Below are 16,254 nucleotides of genomic sequence, written 5' to 3' on the forward strand. Positions count from 1 at the left end.
TCCTTCCCTCACTAAATAAGCCTTTCAATATGACCGATCAGCTCCTTCGCCCTGACTTCAGTGGTATGTTTTTGCTGGATCAGACGTTTTCCCTTACTTACAATCCGGTTCCGTCGGGATTCGTTTTTAAGATTAACATTCACTTTTTCCAGAACGTCATGGTCATTTATTTCAATAAAAGTCTCTCCATCGATGAACCCTAAGTCTTGAAGTTCCTTTGAACCTGAGGCTAATAGTAAAGTGCCGCATGCAAGTGATTCAAAGTATTTCAATACTGGATATTTATAGATTGAGTCGCAAGTCAAAAATATCTTTGCCCGGTTCAATAATTTAGCGTAATTTTCACCTGTCATCGCCTTTGCATTCGAGGGTAGGTTACGATAACCCGGATGTTGGACATAAAGGAAATCAGTCCGTTTTGAAAGTGTATTGAATAAGTGGACTCTAAGTGGGTACAGATGTTCAATCATACTTCCAAGCATAAGAAGATTAATCTCTTTTGGTAGATTGTATTCTGTAAATATATGACCAGGGACATGATGAGGCAGCCAGATCATTTGCTGTTTGAATTCTGGATACCATCTTAAGAACGCATCCCGATACTGGACGAATAAATGTTCAATATGGTTCTTCTGGTACATTTTTTTCCGTCGACCTATCCGGTAATGCATATCATGAACAAGTGCACCTTTTGGAATAGTCACTTTATCGATATTCCGGATCCAGGGACAATAGTCAGGTTTCTGATCATTGAATAAGATGAAATCTGGAGATTGTGGAAGCTGAGCGATGATATCTGGTAAGTTTCCATCTTCATACCAATAGGTTAGATTGCATAATTTATCCAGTTCATTCGCCAGATAGTAAGTACTTTTTTCAATAAAAGACCCCATATATCTTGTAATGAATAAAACATTCAGTTTCATGTAATCACCTTAAATAGATTGTTTGAGGTTGACTCAAAAAATGAGACAACCTCAAACTTTGGTTGTTAGATTATGATCCCAACGATATTTCTGGTCGGAACCCAAATAGTCCCTAAACCACCAGATCCACCCTGATTGAACAAACACCAGTCCCTACCTACTTCTAATAGGACAACGTTTGTCAAAATCAAATCAGCATCTGAGTTTTCGACAGCTACTTCAGTTAAAATTCTTCCAAAGAGTCGGCGCATATAAACCAGTTTAGTACTAGCCATTTTAACACTCCTTTTATGTTAATTAGCATCACAATCGATGCTTCTTTATATATATGTGGCAATATGTCGAGTTGCATGGACAACCATGTATGTAACCAAAAATTGGTTGTGTGCGGACAAGGCTAACATCCATTTTTGATAGGAGTAGGTCTTGACCCATTCAAAAGGACATCAATTGCAATATAGTATAGTAACCCTTTCTAATATGCATTTTGGGGTGCATACACACTTTTTATAAAGGAGGAAACGAAATGAGTTTATTTGATAAAGATTGCGGATGTGACAAAAGAGACGATCGAAGAAGAGACGACAAGTGTGACGGCTGTGTCTGTGACGAATTGAGAAAACTACGTTCCGGTGAGACAGTAGACTTGATTATTGATGGGGAAGAATTTGCAGATTTGATTTTCGCATGCTTTGATAAGAAATCTTGCTGTGTAACTTTCTTAGATGACGACTATCCATTCATCGTAGATTGCCGTAAAGTCGATGCGATCCGCGTCTTAAGCTAACTCATAATCCTTAAGTAAAAGAACCTGATTTGACAACAAATCAGGTTTTTTCTTTCAATTGCCAGCTTTCAAATTCTCCAAATAAGAGCGGAAATCGTCCGTTTTTATGATAGGTGTACAAAACCTCTTCAGCTTCTGGTTTTTGATCTTCCAAGTATGGGCCTCCAACGAATTCCGAATATAAACGTAATGGTCTTTCGTACCTGAAAAGATCGGGATACCTTTTTCAATGCATCCTTCACAGAATTTTGCATCCTCCCCTGTATTACACGGCTGAAAAGGTGCTAAACGGTTTACACTCTTTTCGAAAAGAAGCGTGCCTCCCATCATCACCTTAGGATCATACCGATTCTCTGTTTCCTGGTCTTCTTGTCTGGCGAATTTGTAAGGATTGAATGCATATAAGGTTCGATCATCTTCAAAATACATATAAATCGTCGTTTTGCCGACAACCTTTGCTTTTGACTTTCTCAATGTTTCCATACTATGCGCCAGATAATCCCCCGTATAAAAATCATCATCATCAAATTTGGAAATATAATCATAAGCCGCCTCCTCCACCCCTCTATTTAAACATTCGCCGAGGGACGTATTCTCTTTCAGCTGGAGGACTTTGATTTCTGGATCATCAGCTACTTTCAATTTCCAATCTTCAAGACTTAGAGAATCTTTATTCAAGATGATGATCAATTCTTTTTCCTTCCACGTCTGCCTGTAATAGTTTTCAAGGATCATAGGAAGAGAATATTCTTTGTTGGTACATGCGAGCACGCTGATCAATGTTCTATCCCCCCCGTTTTTTGATGATGTACGGTTCAAAATCCTCAGTGTAGGCTACAACCTTACAGACACTCAGAATGATATCGTTTGGTACCTTCCATGTGTGCGTGCCCCCTGAATCATTTCGTATATATACGAAATTGTCTTTATCTGAAGAGTATACCTTGAATCCTTCAGAAACACAGTCGTTACAGAAGAACCTGTCAAGTTCACGAATCTGATCACGGAACAGGACTCTTTCAAAGACATGGCGTTTCATTACGAGTGTCCCGCCTTGTAAGTACTGTTTTCCGATCTTTGTTTGGTCATTGACATATTGATGCTCATTATTGGAATTAAAAATCGCCAAAACCTTTCTTTCCGGCATAAATAAATAAACCGTCGTTTTTCCGATAACATCAGCATTTGTCAGCTCCATAGCTGATAATGAATCATTCAAATAGTCTTGGGCGTAATAGTCGTCATCTTCAAAGTTTGCGATGATTTCGTATTTCGTCTGTTCCACAGCAAAATTTAAGCACTTCCCTAGTGAGGAACCACCATCTGTCACTTTGAAGATGGAAACGTTCTTATGTTTTTTTGCTTCCGTTTCCCACCTATCCTGATCCATTTCTACTTTCGTCAAAACGATAATAAGTTCTTTATCCTCCCATTTTTGCCGGGCGTAATTATTGAATACATTTTCAAGGCATGAATCTCTCATTGTACAAGTTATCACCGAAACCATATTCCCTCCCCTTTCATCCCTCATACATATCCGTCAGGATTTTTCTGATACCAATCCCATGCTGTCTGGACCATGTCGGTCAGGCCATAATCCGGTTTCCAGCCTAATTCTCCAACTATTTTACTACTGTTTGCAATGAGTCTTGGCGGATCACCCTTTCGTCTCGGTTCAATTACAACCTTTGCTTTCATGCCGGTGATTTTCTCGCAAGTGTCAATGAGCTCCCGGACAGAATAGCCATTCCCATTTCCAAGGTTAAAGGTGTTATTTTTCACCTGATTGTTAAGCAAATGTTCCAATGCGAGAATATGGCCTTTCGCTAAATCGCATACGTGGATGTAGTCTCGTATGCAGGTTCCGTCCCGTGTTTCATAGTCACTGCCATATACTGTTATATAGGGCTGTTTCCCTGCTAAATGGAGCAAAATATTGGGGATGATATGTGTTTCTGGGTGATGATCTTCCCCTAGTTTCCCATCAGGATCTGCCCCCGCAACATTGAAATATCTGAGGTTGATATATTCAAGTCCATAGGCAAAAGAAAAATCCTTGATCATCTCTTCAGCCACCAGTTTAGTACGTCCGTAAGGTGATATCGGATTTGTCTCCATTCGTTCATTTATTTCAGGGTTTTCCGGAATTCCATACACTGCACAAGAAGATGAAAAGATGAGCTTATTTACACCGTTATCCCTCATTATTCCTAATAGGGTGATCATGCTTGCAACATTATTTTCATAATACTTCCTAGGTTGCGTGACAGACTCCCCGACATAGCAGTTTGCCGAAAAATGCATGACCGCTCTTATCGGAAATTTTTCCAGAACACCTTCTACGTCTTCGCAGTTCTTTACATCCCCCTTAATAAAATGTGCACGTTCATCGACCGCTTCCTTATGGCCGGTTGAAAGGTTATCAAGAACGACTACTTGATGATGGGCATCCAAAAGCCCCTTCACGACATGACTACCGATATATCCAGCTCCTCCTGTAACAAGAATCATAGTTCCATCTGCCTTTCCAATCCATTTGTCCATTCACCAATTTCATACTGAATACATAAAAATATCCAGACCTATGTCTTAATAAAGTATTAGAGTCCTAGTTAAACCGTGCAATTCGGTTTTATTTAAAACAATTTTAAAAAAATTAATGGACGGTAAAAGGAGAAATAAAATGACGAAAGCCGTTATTACGGGGGTTGCAGGCTTTTTAGGATCTAATTTGGCTTTGAAGCTCCTCACGGAAGGATATGAAGTGATCGGGGTTGACAATATTTCAACAGGAAGAATAAGTAATATAGATAAATTGAATCCATTTCCCCAGTTTCAATTCATTAAAGCGGATATTACTCAACAATCCATCCTTGATAATGAAAAGATGGTCAAGATTGATGAGGTCTATCATCTCGCTTCTCCAGCCTCACCGAAATGGTATCAAGCGTCACCTTTTAACACCATTTCTGTCAATACGGTTGGAACGATGCACATGCTTGAATTGACCAAAAAGCATGGAGCCAAGATGCTTTATTCCAGTACAAGTGAAATATATGGGGACCCTGAGATCCACCCACAATCAGAAAATTATAAAGGAAATGTAAATACATGGGGACCAAGAGCATGTTATGACGAGTCCAAACGGCTTGGTGAAGTTTATTGTTATTTGTACCATTCTTTATATGACACAAGAGTTACGGTTGCGAGAATTTTTAATACTTACTCTTCAGGATTGTGGCAAGAGGATGGAAGAGTCATATCAAATTTTGTCACCCAAGCTTTAAAAGGAGAGGATTTGACGGTTTATGGAAAAGGCTCTCAAACGCGTACGTTCTGTTATATTGAAGATACGATCACCGCTTTTCGAAAAATGATGGCATCTGAACGATCCAACGGAGAGATTTTTAACATTGGGCATCCCAAAGAATATACTATCCTGGAGGTTGCGAAGCTTGTCAAAAAACTAACCAATACGACCAGTAATATCGTTTACAAGGAGCTACCTGAAGATGACCCTAAAGTTCGATGTCCAGATATTTCAAAAGCTATTAGTGTATTGGGGTGGAAACCAAGAATCGAATTGCAAGAAGGGTTGACTCGTATGATAGAAGAATATAAAAATCAGATATAGAATATACAAATGCTTTCTGAAGGAAAAATCAATACTTAAGCAAGATAAAACGCGAAAAATTCCTTATTCAATTCTAATCCATTGATTTGAAGTTGCCTTATAACGGTAGTCCATCCACTTAAGTTATTCAGTATAATGATCCCATCAATTTTTTCTTCTTTAAGTAATGTTAATGAGTGGTTTATCGTACTGCTATCACCTTTACTAAAGATAGTCTTCACATTTATATCATTGGGCAATGTTAATTTTTCTGAACCTAGGTTTCCAAATATCGCAACAGATGGTTTATTTGAATTGTCCATAAAACAACTCTTGCGAATATACTTTAAAAACGAATACAACAGTTCTTCATTCGTTCGAGTTATATTTTTACTGGATAATGATTCATTATAGCGACGGTATTTGTATAAGACTTCAGGCACATTTATGATAGGACCTATTGTGATTAAACGGGTCCATAAATCATAATCATAAGCAATTCTTAGAGTTGGATCATATCGACCCGCTTTAAGAATTGCTTTTTTTGAATACATGATCGTACCATGTGTGAAGGGACATCCATGATATAGGGCTGATTTTATTTGGTCGCCGTCCAACGTATGGTTTCTTCCAAATTCTATTTGGCGTAACTCACGTTCAGAGTACTGGGAATTTGGGCAGGTGATACATTCTATAAAAGACCCAACTCCGATCAATTCAGGATGCTTTTTTATATAATTGACTTGTTCTTCTAATCGATTGGGGTAGCTTAGATCATCCGCATCATGAACCGCTATCCAGTCTCCATTTGCATGCTCAATCGCTAAATTTAGCGCATACGCTGCACCCATATTCGTTTTTAAATGGATGACTTTAATACGGTTGTCGGAATAATCATCTAAAATCTTTTTCGTGTCGTCTCTTGAAGCATCGTTGACAATAATGAGTTCCATTTTTGAATATGTATGAGAAGTGATACTGTCTATAGCTTCTGTAAGATATTCCTCGCCGTTATGAACAGCCCTTACCACGGAAACGATCAAAAAAACCACTCCCTTTTTTTAATGGTAAATTATTTTTCTAAACTGAATGAAGAATCAACGTTTTGAAAACCTGGATAGGTCTTACTTATTGATAATTTGTCTTTCAAACGTCTGAAGAGCTCTTGCGACAACTTGATCCATATTATAATAGCGATATTCCGCCAATCTTCCGATAAAAAGAACTCTATTCTTTATTTTATCTGCTTCTGCATGATATTTACGGTATAACTCAGTATGTTCTTTATTCGGGATAGGGTAATAAGGGTCGTTCATACCGCGTAAATAAGGACATGCTTCTTCGACCATGATGGTTGTTCCAGCTGTCTTTTGTTGTGTGATATGTTTGTATTCCGTTATCCTCGTAAAATCATAATCGTTCGGATAATTGATTTGCGAGGTTTCCTGATAATAATCTGTATTGCTATGATGGATGGATTTAAAATTGAGGCTGCGGTACGGCAACTCTCCATATTTATAATCAAAGAACTCATCGATTGGGCCAGTATAGACCATCTTCGCAGCTGAAAAACGATCCTTTAGCTCTTTGTAATCTGTTTTTAGCAATATTTTGATATTCGGATTTTTGATAATATTTTTGAACATAGCAGTATAGCCGCTTTTCGGAACGGCTTGATATTTATCCTGGAAATAACGGTCATCTCTGCTTATATGTATGGGTACTCTTGCGGTTACAGAAGAATCCAGGTTTTTTGGATCAATTCCCCACTGTTTCAACGTATAACCTAGAAATACTTTCTTATAAACGAAATCAGCTAATTGTTGGATTTCTTCGTCACTATCCTCAATCATCTCAAGAATAGGGACTTTCTTTCCCAAGCCATACCGATCGATCAATTTCATTTCCATTTTGTTCGCATATCCAATAGGAAATAACATATGGAGGGAGTTCAGGTTAAATGGAACGGGCACCTTTTTTCCATCAATCACAGCTAATACATGGTGCTGGTAAAAAAGCCATTCTGTAAAGGTTGAAAGATAGTCCCAAACTTTCTTCGAGTTCGTATGAAATAGATGAGGACCATATTGGTGGGCGAGGACCCCGTTTTCATCATAACAATCATAAGCATTCCCGCCAATATGGTCCCGTTTCTCAACAATCAACACGTTTTGATCCAACCGGCTGGCAATCTGTTCTGCAAGGATACAGCCAGTAAATCCTGCGCCTACGATCAGCCAATCGATTTTCAATCCAATCCCCTCACCCATACTTATTTGTACGTATTATATGCTTAATCAAATAAACTTTTCCTTTTTTCTATTGGATGAAGAGCAGCGAGCTGTTTCCAACCGCAACGAAACTTGAATTCTGGTTCATACTCTTTCCCCCATCTACGCAAAGTGTCAAAGATATGCCATTCGAATACTTCATTGTAAAGATCGAGCTTTTTCGTAGCATTGAATGGATGCTGCCTGTAATTGTATAACATTTCGTCAATCCAGTGGATCTTATACCGTTCAATCAACCTGACATCGATTCGCCGATCTTCCATCACCCGTCCATCCCATGGATCGTCTGTCGGCCAACCTCCTACCCTTTTCAATGCTTCTGTCCGGTAAAACCTTGGGAAAGGAACATCATTTGAAAGGAGGAATTCATATTTGTCCGAATAGGATGCACCTTCTTTTCGAGGCACCCTCAGACACGTATTCCCCTCCCTATCCTCATATACATCTGTTTTCCTTCCCCATAGGAGAGCTACATCTCCAGGCAGCCATTTCATTTCAGCGGCCATCTTTTCAAGCGTTTCAGGGAAAAACCAATCATCGCTGTCAAGTTTGATGATGAAAGGAGTGTCAATGACATCGAGTCCGGTATTCTGTGCATGCGATTGGCCCTTATTGAACTCGTGGGTGAGGAGTGTCACTCTGGGATCATCAGTGAATTCTTTTATACAATCGACCGAATCATCCGAAGAAGCATCGTTCACTAAAACGATCTTCCATTTTTGATACGTCTGTTCGAAAACACTCCTCAGTGCTTCTCTCAGGAATCGTCTTCCGGGATTATAAAAAGGAATCAAGACGGTCACTTCTGCTTCCATAATAGCCTCCTAACCTTTCCTTTTTTCTAATGAAGCAAGCTCCTTCGTTCCGTTGTTCATACGGAATACTGGTTCATATCGACTTTTCCACCTTTTCAGGGCATCTCGGATGTTCCATTCGATCATTTCATTAATAGGATCGATATGATTGGTCAAACTGTCTGTATGTTTTCGATAATTATAGAGCATCTCATCGATCCAATGGATTTTGTAATGCTCAATCAATCGTACATCCATTCTACGGTCCTCAAGATAGCGGCCTTCGTATGGATCATCCGTCGGCCACCCTCCCACCTTCCGGAGAGCTGACGTCCTATAAAATCTAGGATAGGGAACATAGTTTGCTAGTAGGAATTCATACCGATCTTCAAAAGACCTTCCCCATTTATCCTGATATTTCCCTAGGATTTTTCCCCCGTAATCAAATACTACTTCCTTATTACCGCAAATGAGTGCTACATCTTCCGAAACCTTGTTCGCTTCGTCCAACAGCTTTTCAATCGTATAATCAAACAACCAGTCATCGCTATCCAACATCAGAATGAATGGGGTTTCGACATGAGAGAGTCCCATGTTCTGGGATCTCGATTGGCCTAAATTCTGTTCATTCTTGATAAGGGTCACCCGTGGATCATCCAGGTGATCTATGATTGAAGACAGACTGTCATCCTCAGATGCATCATCCACGATGACATGCCTCCATTCCTTGTAGGTTTGCTTACGGACGCTGTCGACAGCAGTTCGTAAATACTCCCCTGGATTAAAAGAAGCCGTAAGGACTGTCACTTCACTTTTATTCATGTTCTTCACCACTTGAATGGGAATAAGGATCCTTTTTGGTTATTGCCGCCATATGGATGACTTCATAACGGGGATCATTATAAGCGAATAGACTCCTAGGGATTTCATGGACAGCTCTTCCCTCCAAAAAAGCTTGTGCAATACCTAGATTCCCATAGGTTTCGATTGCCATCTCCCCAACTGTTTCAATCTCGTAGAAGAATCTTTCTATCGCCATTCTGGTAAAGCGCCAATAATCACCATACTCTTTCGTTTTGCAGCTTTGGCTGAGTCCAGGGAAGGTGACAAGGAGAACCCCGCCAGGCTTCAATGTTTTCAATGCATTCCGCAGTGCTTGTTTAAAGTCATAGATGATGTGGATCACTTGTGTCAGGATGAAACAGTCGTATTCAGAGTCCGGTACATTTTCACCTGTTTCCAGATTTCCGGTTATCGTCACGCCAGGGTATCGATCAATGTCAAATACATCTGAACGTTCAATCTGATCTCCGAATTGCTCCGTATATCTGTTCTCTCCGATCTCGAGAACCTTCCCTTTTATAAAATGTTTTTTTTCTTTTAAAAACCTTTCAATGAAATAGCGATCTATAGGTTGTCCTCGGTCAAATCCAAATTGTCTGCTGACTGGTCTTTTCGAAAAATTTCTCATTTATCGGTTCCCTCCCTGTTCTTTACCGTGACAGTCTGTATCATTTGACAAATCCCCTCTTCCAATCGCAAACGAGGTTTCCACCCTAATCGCGTTTCCGCCTTTTTATTTACAAGCCGGCTAAATAAGATATCCCCATGCCTGTTAGGTAGATAGAGTGGATCTTTGTCGTAGCGGAAGAACCCGGAAATGAGCTTATATAACCGATTGATTGTTGTGTCACTCATGCTGCTTATGTTCATGACACCATCAACATTTTTTTCAATTGCTGACAGGTTAGCACGCGCCACATCCTCCACGTGGATGAAATCTCTCGTTTGCTTGCCATCTCCATAAATCACCGGAATCCTTCCCTCAGTAAGCAGTTTGATGAATATCGGGACAACGCCTCCTTCATTGTCTGACCGCTGACGCGGCCCATACACGTTGGAATATCTGAAAATGGTGAAAGGAAGGCCAAATTGTTGATTGAATTGCTGAATATATTTTTCAGATGCTAGTTTCGATATTCCATAAAAAGAGATCGGATTAAGCGAAGAAGCCTCATCTGCAGATTGTCCTCCTAGGTCACCATAAACGGCAGATGTAGATGCGAATATGAATCTTTTTACCTCATGTATACGACACATTTGTAAGAGTCTTATAGTTCCAAGGATATTGATTTCGGCGTCAAAAACTGGATTTTCCATCGACGTCTTGATATCCACTTGAGCCGCAAGATGAATGACAAATTCCGGGCGCTCCTTTTCAAAAATCCCTTCCATTTCCATTGATGTAAAATCTATCTCATAATAGTGAATTGGATAAATATCTGATCGGTAGTTCCCGCTGCTCAGGTTGTCGATCACTACTACTTCATAGCCTTGTGCTGCCAGGAGTTCTGCGATATGGGAACCAATGAACCCACAACCTCCTGTAATAAGTACCTTCATATTCATCCCTCATTTAACATTTGAACTTTATAACAGCTGCCCCCGAATGAGGTGATACTTCTCTGCATAGCCCACTCCAGTTTCCATTCCTCTTTTTGCAGCCCATTTTTTGATATTTTCTGGTGATATCAAATGTTCTGAAGTTCGGATTTGTGATTGATGTTTGCAGAATGCATCCACTTTCCTATCGATCGAATCTGTGATATCCAGGTACAGCTCACCGACATCATTTACCTTTGGATACTGCCATACGATCAATGGGTATTCATACATAGCGACTAATTTAGGGTTTCTATTCGGGACCGGCCGCAAACTGGCCATGGACGCCTGAAACAGTACTTGGTGATCTTGGTGATAGCTTGGATATGGAATAAAGATCATCGTCGGGTCAAATCCATGTAGAATCCGATCCAATTTCGCGACGATCTGATTCATTGGAATCGTATCCATCGCACTTTCTTTATTTTCAAATAAAATCTGATGATCTTCACAACCCAAATAAACAAGAGCTTCCCGAAGTTCTTGTTTTCTTGTTTGAGATTCAATGATCCTTTCATTTTTATGTTGGAAGGAAATGTCTCCTACTGAACCTATGATCACTTTTACATCGTTATCGTAATGCCGTGCTTTATCAATAAGTCCACCGCAGCCTAACACCTCATCATCGGCGTGTGGAGCAATGACCAACACCCGTTCTTCCCCATTTACTAGCACAATACACACTCCTTAAACCCATCGTGATAATTTAATGTATTCATGAATCGTCTTCATGTGTAGGCACCTTTCCAAAGCATAAAAAAACGCCTAGGAAACTCGTCTCTAGGCATAGGATATAAACATGAACTGTCTAACTTTAGGACTGTATTGAAAAAGGATAGAATTTCTAATGTAAAAAACCATTCCTGAAATCAGGAATGGCTCATCACTTATCTGGCTAAAAGGTGGTAGCCGCTGTCTATATGAAGGATTTCACCAGTTAGTCCTCTGGATAGATCGCTCATCAAGTAAAGAGCCGTATCGCCGACCTCTTCTGTGGTAGTCGTACGTCGAAGTGGAGCCCTTTCCTCGATTTCTTTCAATATACTGTTGAAATCACCTACTCCTTTAGCAGCAAGTGTACGGATCGGTCCTGCCGAAATGGCATTGACACGGATGCCGTCCTTTCCTAAATCATTGGCAAGGTATTTTACACTTGCATCCAGTGAAGCTTTGGCAACGCCCATGACGTTATAGTTCGATACGACACGCTCTCCACCAAGATAGGTCATCGTCACAATCGATCCGCCTTCAGTCATCAGTCCGCGTGCTTCCTTTGCTACAGCTGTAAGTGAGTAGGAACTGATATTATGAGCCAATAGGAACCCGTCTCTCGTCGTATTCAAGTATTCACCCTTTAACTCATCAACATTCGCAAATGCAATACAATGGGCCAGTCCATGGATGACACCGACTTCTTCCTTGATCCGGGTGAAAGCACCTTTGATTTGTTCGTCATCTGTTACATCACAAGGAATGACAAGAGAATCCTTACGGTCAAGAGATTCTGCAAGATCACGTACTCCCTTTTCAAAACGTTCACCGGCATACGTGAATACTAGTCGTGCTCCAGCATTACTCAATGACCGTGCGATTCCCCATGCGATACTCCTCTTGTTGGCTACTCCCATGACAACATATGTACGGTTTTCTAATGATAAATTCATTGAATGGGCCTCCTTTACGTACTTTTATGATTTACGTTTGTTCTTATGACCTAGTCCTAATTAGAGTATAGCAGTCACTCGAAGAAAAGAAAAGTGTCGGACGCCCTGTCATCCAGTGATGATCCATTCAGGACGCCTGACACTCTCTTGATTAAAGATTACGATAAGGCATTTCTTAATTCTTGTATGCTTTCATTGCTTCCTGTTACAATCAGATGGTCATGCAGTTGAATCTCTGTATCTCCGTGAGGGACAATGGATTCATTACCTCTGAAAATCCTGATGATGATCGCATTTCCCATGAATGGGAAGTTCCGGAGCATCGTTCCGACATATTTGTTGTTTTGGACGTTCACTTGATATAACCGGTTTTCTTGACCGATGATCAGCTTCGCGACATCAGGTGTCTCAATCATCGATCTAAGAATAGTCTTAGCTGATAACAGTGATGAGAACACTTCAATGTCTTTTTCTTTCAGTTTCGTACTTATCTTCGATGATTCAATCCTCGTTATGACGCGCTCTATTCCAGTTTCTTTTGCATAGGATGCGATTTTGGAATTGATCGAATCGTTACCGGTCGTTACGACCAGTACATCTGTATTGAATACATCGTCTTGCAGCAATCTTTCTATTTCATAATCATCCACTTCATTCACTTCAAAATTAGTCCCGATCCCTTCCTCAAGCTTTTCTTGTTTCGTATGATATAGAGTCGTATTGAACAAATTCGGATCAAGTTCCAATGGCAGTCTTAATGTTAATTGGTTCGCTCCAATGACGTTCACCTTCTTTGTTTTGGAGGCGACCAGATTTAAAGGGAATACCTTTTTGAATACGATTGGCGTAACAATACAGGTGATGACTGCAAGCAGGATCAGTGCTGATGACATTTGGTTATCAATGACCCCAATACGTTCCCCGATCTTCGCCGCTGCGACTACTAGAGACAGAGTCGCTGTCAGCAGGAATCCAGAACCGATGATCGTATTCCAGTCATACCATTTCTTCAAATACAGTACAGGAACCAGCTTGGAAATCAATAAGGCAATGAACAATAATGGGATCAGAATGACGATCCTCGGGTCGCTGAATAAAGCCCAGAGATCGAGCTCTACCCCGACCATAACGAAAAAGATCGGGATCAAGAACCCATATCCGAATGAATCCAATTGTCTTACCATCTCCCGGTTAGGTGCCAACAAGGATACAAGTACTCCGGCAAGGAAAGCCCCGAGAATACTTTCTGCTCCGACTTGTTCAGATAACCCGACCAAAAGGATGATCAGGGCGAATACGGCCCTCATTCCAATCTGCACAGTACCTGTCGACAAGGTTTCAAAAAAGGTGCTTTGTTTAAAGAACTTGCCGATGAAATAGAGAAGAATTCCTGCACAGAATAGCAAGAGCAACAGCCACATGTTTCCGCCGCCTTCATATAAAGAGACGAAAACTGCCAACAGGACCATCGTCACAAGATCCGCAATGACTGTGACAATTAGGATGATCTGGCCGATTCCTGATTTCATGATCCCGGTTTCTTTCAATGTCGGGACGACAACACCAAGAGAAATCGTCGAGATGACGAGACACATAAAATAAGCATTGTTTGTAAAGCCGAATAACACGAGCAGCCACGACAATACAAACGACAGGATCAGAATGAACACGAAAACGATGATTGAAACGAGAAAACGGTTCGGTTCCAATTTCCCTGAAGGCAAGGTCACTCGATTTTTATTATTTGAAAATACGCTGAAATCAATTTCCAAACCACTTAAAAACATAAGAAATATAAATCCAAGGCTTGCGAGGATAGTGATCCACTCATCGGGCTGGACTAAATTGAAACCTGTTCTTCCGATGATCAGACCGGCAATGATTTCAGCAACCACCACAGGAATGATCGACAGTCTTAATTTCTTCAATAAGATCGGTGTGAGAAAAGCGGTTAAAATAACGACGATTAAGGATGTGAATGATACATGCTCTTCCATACTTTCCTCCTGTTTCGTTTACGTAAAATAGTTGATGAATGCCGTCGCCAGGCCAAAATAGATCAGAACACTGATGATATCGTTGATTGTTGTAATGAATGGTCCAGATGCTACTGCAGGGTCGATTTTCATTTTGTGCATAAGGAGCGGAATCAGAGCTCCGGCGAGAGTGGCAACGATCAAAGTCATCAAGATCGATGCACCCACGAGCAACCCTAAATAGATCGAATCCTTCCATAAATATACGATGATCATGATGATCAATCCACAAGACGTTCCGGTGATCACACCTGTCCCCGCTTCTCTTAATACCAGGCTCCGGACATCTTGCTTATCTGTATCCCCTGTCGCAATCCCCCTTACCGCGACTGCTAAAGCTTGGGTACCTGTATTCCCAGCCATCCCAGCAATCAGCGGGATGAATACGGCTAAAATGGCAACTTGATTCAACGTTTGCTCAAATTGTCCGATCAGGCTTGCGGTTATCATACCGAGAAACAATAATATGATTAGCCAGGGCAATCGTCTTTTGGCTGCCTGGATCGGACTCCGGTCAGCAGAATCCATATCTGAAACGGCAGCTAATTTTGAATAGTCTTCCGAAGCTTCTTCATCGATGACATCGACAATATCATCGACTGTGATGATCCCCAGAAGATGATTTTGAAAATCGACAACCGGCAATGCGAGAAAGTCATAATCTTTCATCATCCGTGCCGCTTCCTCCTGATCCTCTCCTACAGAAATCGCTACCACACGTTCATTCATTACGTCGGTCACTAATGTGTCTTCTTCAGCGATGATCAAGTCCCTTAAAGAGATGACCCCGACCAGCTTTTTATTTTCATCGACTACGAACACATAGTAAATCGTTTCAGCATCGGGAGCTTCTTTTCTAAGAATTTGCATCGCCTGCGTCACCGTCTGGTTTGCACGTATGGCTACGAACTCCGTTGTCATGATACTACCAGCTGTTTTTTCTTCATAATGTAAGAGCTCTTTGATTTCCTGAGCCGCTTCATCATCCATGATCGTCAGGTAGCTGGCTAACTGTTCAGCCTCCAGATCATTCAATACGTCTACCGCGTCATCGGCGTACATGTCACCAAGCATTTTTGCAGCATAAAAGGGCTCCATTTCAAACAGATAGCCTTTTGTATCTTCAATCTCTATTTTTTCAAATATATCAGCCATTTCTCCAGGTGAAAGATAGCTATAAAGGCGCATCCTTTCTTCTTCTTCCAACTCTGAGAACAACCGGGTTTGATCATAAGGGTGCATCTCTAAGAAATTTTCCCTGAAAAGATCGATATCTTCTTTTTTCAAAGCTTCGAACACATGCTTGAATTCGTTGTTCAGTTCTTGTTCCATATCCTTCTCCCCTCTCAGTCAGGGTGATTCAATCAAGTATAAGAATCGTTCATAGTTTTTTATAGACTTTGTTAATTTGCAGGAAATTTTCTAAAACGAAATTCGCGACACTCCTGCGGGAAAAGCGAGCCAGGCGAGACCCCACAGCGTTTTAAGGATCTTCGACTAACAACCACCACGTCCTGTGGTGAACGTCGAAGCCAGCACATCCTCTGCAAGTGAGCGAAGAGACTTGCTGAAGTGGGTTAATACAGGGAAGTGATGTCTAGCTCAGCGACCAGTCACATGGATCACTTCAAACTTCCTGCGGCGGCAACAGCCTCCTCGTCAGTTTTCCAGTGACCTACGTAACTAATCGGGTCGCTTCCA

General features: G+C 40.9%; 17 protein-coding genes. 2 read left to right on the forward strand and 15 right to left on the reverse strand.

What is annotated here, in order from left to right; translation table 11 throughout:
* Positions 1-11: 11 nt before the first annotated feature.
* Both L1611_RS05365 and L1611_RS05370 read right to left on the reverse strand, forming a co-directional pair.
* Positions 12-926, reverse strand: coding sequence for a glycosyltransferase (locus L1611_RS05365; protein ID WP_236312086.1), 915 nt, complete (start codon positions 924-926; stop codon positions 12-14).
* Between the two features lie 65 nt (positions 927-991).
* A complete protein-coding gene (locus L1611_RS05370) occupies positions 992-1,201 on the reverse strand; it encodes a hypothetical protein (protein ID WP_236312087.1) in 210 nt (69 codons plus the stop codon).
* Between the two features lie 251 nt (positions 1,202-1,452).
* Here L1611_RS05370 and L1611_RS05375 point away from each other — a divergent pair, with 251 nt between their 5' ends.
* Positions 1,453-1,713, forward strand: a complete 261-nt coding sequence (locus L1611_RS05375) for a hypothetical protein (RefSeq protein ID WP_236312088.1) — start codon at positions 1,453-1,455, stop codon at positions 1,711-1,713.
* Positions 1,714-1,767: 54 nt separating this feature from the next.
* Here the strand turns inward: L1611_RS05375 and L1611_RS05380 are convergent, their stop codons facing one another.
* From L1611_RS05380 to galE, 3 genes are read right to left on the reverse strand one after another with little or no spacing between them, the layout of a single operon-like run.
* Positions 1,768-2,484 (reverse strand): glycosyltransferase family 2 protein, encoded by a 717-nt coding sequence (locus L1611_RS05380; RefSeq protein ID WP_236312834.1) that lies wholly within the window; start codon positions 2,482-2,484, stop codon positions 1,768-1,770.
* 13 nt (positions 2,485-2,497) lie between these two features.
* Positions 2,498-3,220, reverse strand: coding sequence for a glycosyltransferase family 2 protein (locus tag L1611_RS05385; protein ID WP_236312089.1), 723 nt, complete (start codon positions 3,218-3,220; stop codon positions 2,498-2,500).
* Between the two features lie 20 nt (positions 3,221-3,240).
* Entirely contained in the window at positions 3,241-4,224 is a 984-nt protein-coding gene (gene galE, locus L1611_RS05390) for a UDP-glucose 4-epimerase GalE (protein WP_236312835.1), read from the reverse strand.
* Positions 4,225-4,396: 172 nt separating this feature from the next.
* Between galE and L1611_RS05395 the strand changes: the two genes are divergently transcribed.
* Entirely contained in the window at positions 4,397-5,347 is a 951-nt protein-coding gene (locus tag L1611_RS05395; RefSeq protein WP_236312090.1) for a GDP-mannose 4,6-dehydratase, read from the forward strand.
* Positions 5,348-5,382: 35 nt separating this feature from the next.
* On the opposite strand, the gene L1611_RS05400 is transcribed toward L1611_RS05395, so the two are convergent.
* From L1611_RS05400 to mgtE, 10 genes are all read right to left on the reverse strand, one after another.
* The gene (locus L1611_RS05400; RefSeq protein ID WP_236312091.1) at positions 5,383-6,369 is read right to left on the reverse strand and encodes a glycosyltransferase; all 987 of its coding nucleotides are present in this window, start codon (positions 6,367-6,369) and stop codon (positions 5,383-5,385) included.
* A gap of 81 nt (positions 6,370-6,450) precedes the next feature.
* Entirely contained in the window at positions 6,451-7,578 is a 1,128-nt protein-coding gene (glf, locus tag L1611_RS05405; protein ID WP_236312092.1) for a UDP-galactopyranose mutase, read from the reverse strand.
* A 41-nt stretch (positions 7,579-7,619) separates the two neighbouring features.
* The gene (locus L1611_RS05410) at positions 7,620-8,432 is read right to left on the reverse strand and encodes a glycosyltransferase family 2 protein (protein WP_236312093.1); all 813 of its coding nucleotides are present in this window, start codon (positions 8,430-8,432) and stop codon (positions 7,620-7,622) included.
* 9 nt (positions 8,433-8,441) lie between these two features.
* Positions 8,442-9,233: a glycosyltransferase family 2 protein gene (locus L1611_RS05415; RefSeq protein ID WP_236312094.1), complete on the reverse strand. Its 792-nt coding sequence runs from the start codon at positions 9,231-9,233 to the stop codon at positions 8,442-8,444.
* Positions 9,226-9,882 (reverse strand): class I SAM-dependent methyltransferase, encoded by a 657-nt coding sequence (locus L1611_RS05420; protein ID WP_236312095.1) that lies wholly within the window; start codon positions 9,880-9,882, stop codon positions 9,226-9,228. The genes L1611_RS05415 and L1611_RS05420 overlap by 8 nt, the downstream gene beginning before the upstream one ends.
* Entirely contained in the window at positions 9,879-10,814 is a 936-nt protein-coding gene (locus L1611_RS05425; RefSeq protein ID WP_236312096.1) for an NAD-dependent epimerase/dehydratase family protein, read from the reverse strand. The genes L1611_RS05420 and L1611_RS05425 overlap by 4 nt, the downstream gene beginning before the upstream one ends.
* 27 nt (positions 10,815-10,841) lie before the next feature.
* Positions 10,842-11,528: a PIG-L deacetylase family protein gene (locus L1611_RS05430; protein WP_236312097.1), complete on the reverse strand. Its 687-nt coding sequence runs from the start codon at positions 11,526-11,528 to the stop codon at positions 10,842-10,844.
* Positions 11,529-11,740: 212 nt separating this feature from the next.
* Entirely contained in the window at positions 11,741-12,517 is a 777-nt protein-coding gene (fabI, locus tag L1611_RS05435) for an enoyl-ACP reductase FabI (protein ID WP_236312098.1), read from the reverse strand.
* A gap of 158 nt (positions 12,518-12,675) precedes the next feature.
* The gene (locus L1611_RS05440; RefSeq protein WP_236312099.1) at positions 12,676-14,514 is read right to left on the reverse strand and encodes a monovalent cation:proton antiporter family protein; all 1,839 of its coding nucleotides are present in this window, start codon (positions 14,512-14,514) and stop codon (positions 12,676-12,678) included.
* An 18-nt stretch (positions 14,515-14,532) separates the two neighbouring features.
* Positions 14,533-15,885: a magnesium transporter gene (gene mgtE / locus L1611_RS05445; RefSeq protein ID WP_236312100.1), complete on the reverse strand. Its 1,353-nt coding sequence runs from the start codon at positions 15,883-15,885 to the stop codon at positions 14,533-14,535.
* Between the last annotated feature and the right edge of the window lie 369 nt (positions 15,886-16,254).

The organism is Pseudalkalibacillus salsuginis (assembly GCF_021646685.1).
In the GTDB taxonomy this organism is placed as follows: domain Bacteria; phylum Bacillota; class Bacilli; order Bacillales; family Fictibacillaceae; genus Pseudalkalibacillus; species Pseudalkalibacillus salsuginis.

What these genes read in the sequence shown, in the direction of transcription:
- L1611_RS05385 (WP_236312089.1), bottom strand. Translation starts at nt 3,220, where the DNA reads ATGGTTTCGGTGATAACTTGTACAATGAGAGATTCATGCCTTGAAAAT.
- L1611_RS05375 (WP_236312088.1), top strand. Translation starts at nt 1,453, where the DNA reads ATGAGTTTATTTGATAAAGATTGCGGATGTGACAAAAGAGACGATCGA.
- L1611_RS05420 (WP_236312095.1), bottom strand. Translation starts at nt 9,882, where the DNA reads ATGAGAAATTTTTCGAAAAGACCAGTCAGCAGACAATTTGGATTTGAC.
- L1611_RS05440 (WP_236312099.1), bottom strand. Translation starts at nt 14,514, where the DNA reads ATGGAAGAGCATGTATCATTCACATCCTTAATCGTCGTTATTTTAACC.
- L1611_RS05370 (WP_236312087.1), bottom strand. Translation starts at nt 1,201, where the DNA reads ATGGCTAGTACTAAACTGGTTTATATGCGCCGACTCTTTGGAAGAATT.
- mgtE (WP_236312100.1), bottom strand. Translation starts at nt 15,885, where the DNA reads ATGGAACAAGAACTGAACAACGAATTCAAGCATGTGTTCGAAGCTTTG.
- L1611_RS05425 (WP_236312096.1), bottom strand. Translation starts at nt 10,814, where the DNA reads ATGAAGGTACTTATTACAGGAGGTTGTGGGTTCATTGGTTCCCATATC.
- galE (WP_236312835.1), bottom strand. Translation starts at nt 4,224, where the DNA reads ATGATTCTTGTTACAGGAGGAGCTGGATATATCGGTAGTCATGTCGTG.
- L1611_RS05410 (WP_236312093.1), bottom strand. Translation starts at nt 8,432, where the DNA reads ATGGAAGCAGAAGTGACCGTCTTGATTCCTTTTTATAATCCCGGAAGA.
- L1611_RS05415 (WP_236312094.1), bottom strand. Translation starts at nt 9,233, where the DNA reads ATGAATAAAAGTGAAGTGACAGTCCTTACGGCTTCTTTTAATCCAGGG.
- fabI (WP_236312098.1), bottom strand. Translation starts at nt 12,517, where the DNA reads ATGAATTTATCATTAGAAAACCGTACATATGTTGTCATGGGAGTAGCC.
- L1611_RS05365 (WP_236312086.1), bottom strand. Translation starts at nt 926, where the DNA reads ATGAAACTGAATGTTTTATTCATTACAAGATATATGGGGTCTTTTATT.
- L1611_RS05395 (WP_236312090.1), top strand. Translation starts at nt 4,397, where the DNA reads ATGACGAAAGCCGTTATTACGGGGGTTGCAGGCTTTTTAGGATCTAAT.